Origin of the sequence: Streptomyces sp. NPDC008121 (genome assembly GCF_042957155.1) — a bacterium.
Taxonomy (GTDB): domain Bacteria; phylum Actinomycetota; class Actinomycetes; order Streptomycetales; family Streptomycetaceae; genus Streptomyces.
The window spans coordinates 1-1,446 of record NZ_JBIBHT010000058.1 but is presented as its reverse complement, the minus strand read 5'-3'; the positions used below and the strand labels follow the sequence as shown (position 1 = coordinate 1,446).

Annotated in this window: 1 protein-coding gene; it reads left to right on the top strand. The window is 66.7% G+C overall.

Annotated elements, in window-relative coordinates; all coding sequences use genetic code 11:
* Positions 1 to 227 precede the first annotated feature (227 nt).
* On the top strand, positions 228 to 1,424 hold the full coding sequence (locus ACFZBD_RS35170; protein ID WP_391147796.1) for an IS110 family transposase: 1,197 nt from the start codon (positions 228 to 230) through the stop codon (positions 1,422 to 1,424).
* Positions 1,425 to 1,446 lie beyond the last annotated feature (22 nt).

Genomic DNA, 1,446 nt, shown 5'->3' with positions numbered 1-1,446 from the left:
CTACCTTCTTGCTCGGGCTGGTCCTCCCATTCGTAGGGTGGGGACACCCAGGGACACCGGGTGTGGCTATCAAGCGGCTGCCACTGATGGCTTACAAGGCTTGGCCGCCCGGTGTCCCACGACGACTCGGCCGCCGATTAGGAAGTGCGAATGGTGTCGCTGCGTAGAGCAATGCCGGCGAGGTCGTCCGTGGTACGAACATCACCAGCACAGGCGTCAGGAGCATGATGAGCCGGATATGGGCGGGGATCGACTGCGGCAAGGCCCACCACCACGGGATCGCACTGGACACCGACGGCAAACGCCGGCTGTCCCGGCGGGTCGCCAACGACGAGCCTGAACTATTACGGCTGATCGATGACGTACTGGCCCTGGCCGACGGCGGCCAGGTCACCTGGGCCATCGACATGACCGGCGGAGAACCCGCGCTGCTGCTGGCCCTCCTGCTCAACCACGGCCAAGAGGTTCTCTACATTCCCGGCCGGCTGGTGAACCGGGCCTCCGACGGCTACCGCGGCGAGGGGAAGACCGACGCACGCGACGCATACGTGATCGCCGACCAGGCTCGGATGCGCCGCGACCTGCGGCCCGTCCGCCCTGGCGACGAAGCCGCCATCGAACTCAAACTGCTGACCGGACGCCGCAGCGACCTGGTCGAAGACCGCACCCGCGTCGTGAACCGGCTGCGCGGCACCCTGCTGAGCATGTTCCCGGCTTTGGAACGGGCCCTGGACGTGACCAACACGGGCCCGCTCCGCCTTCTGACGGGCTACCAGACCCCGGCCGCGATCCGCCGGGCGGGTACCACACGCCTGACCAAGTGGCTGGCCAACCGCGGCGTCCGCAACGCCAGGACCCTCGCCGAAACCGCGACTGAGGCAGCCGAGCGCCAGCACACAGCCATCCCCGGAGAGAAAACCATCGCCAAGCTCGTCCACACCCTGGCCGAGGAGGTGATGGTCCTCAACGAGCGAATCACTGAGATAGACAGGCTCATCGAGGGCCGGTTTCGCGAGCACGAACTCGCCGACATCCTTTTGAGTGTTCCCGGCATCGGCCCCACCCTCGGAGCCGAGTTCATCGCCGCCACTGGCGGAACCCTGGACGCCTTCGACTCCCCGGACGCCCTGGCCGCCTTCGCTGGCGTCGCCCCCGCACCCCGAGACTCGGGCAAGGTCAGCGGCAACCTTCACCGGCCACGCGCCTACCACCGCAAGCTGCAGCGCGTTTCCTACACCTCCGCGCTGATCAGCGTCCGCTTCGACCCCAACTCGCGAAAGTTCTACGACCGCAAACGCGCCGAAGGAAAGAAGCACGTCCAGGCCGTCCTGGCCCTCGCACGCCGACGCATCAACGTCATCTGGGCCCTGATCCGTGACCGGCGGTGCTACGAGATCACACCCCCAGCAACCACCGCAGCTTGACAACAACATTAGGAAGCCTTCT

Excerpts from the sequence above, each read along its gene's own strand:
- ACFZBD_RS35170 (WP_391147796.1), top strand. The coding sequence starts at position 228 with ATGAGCCGGATATGGGCGGGGATCGACTGCGGCAAGGCCCACCACCAC.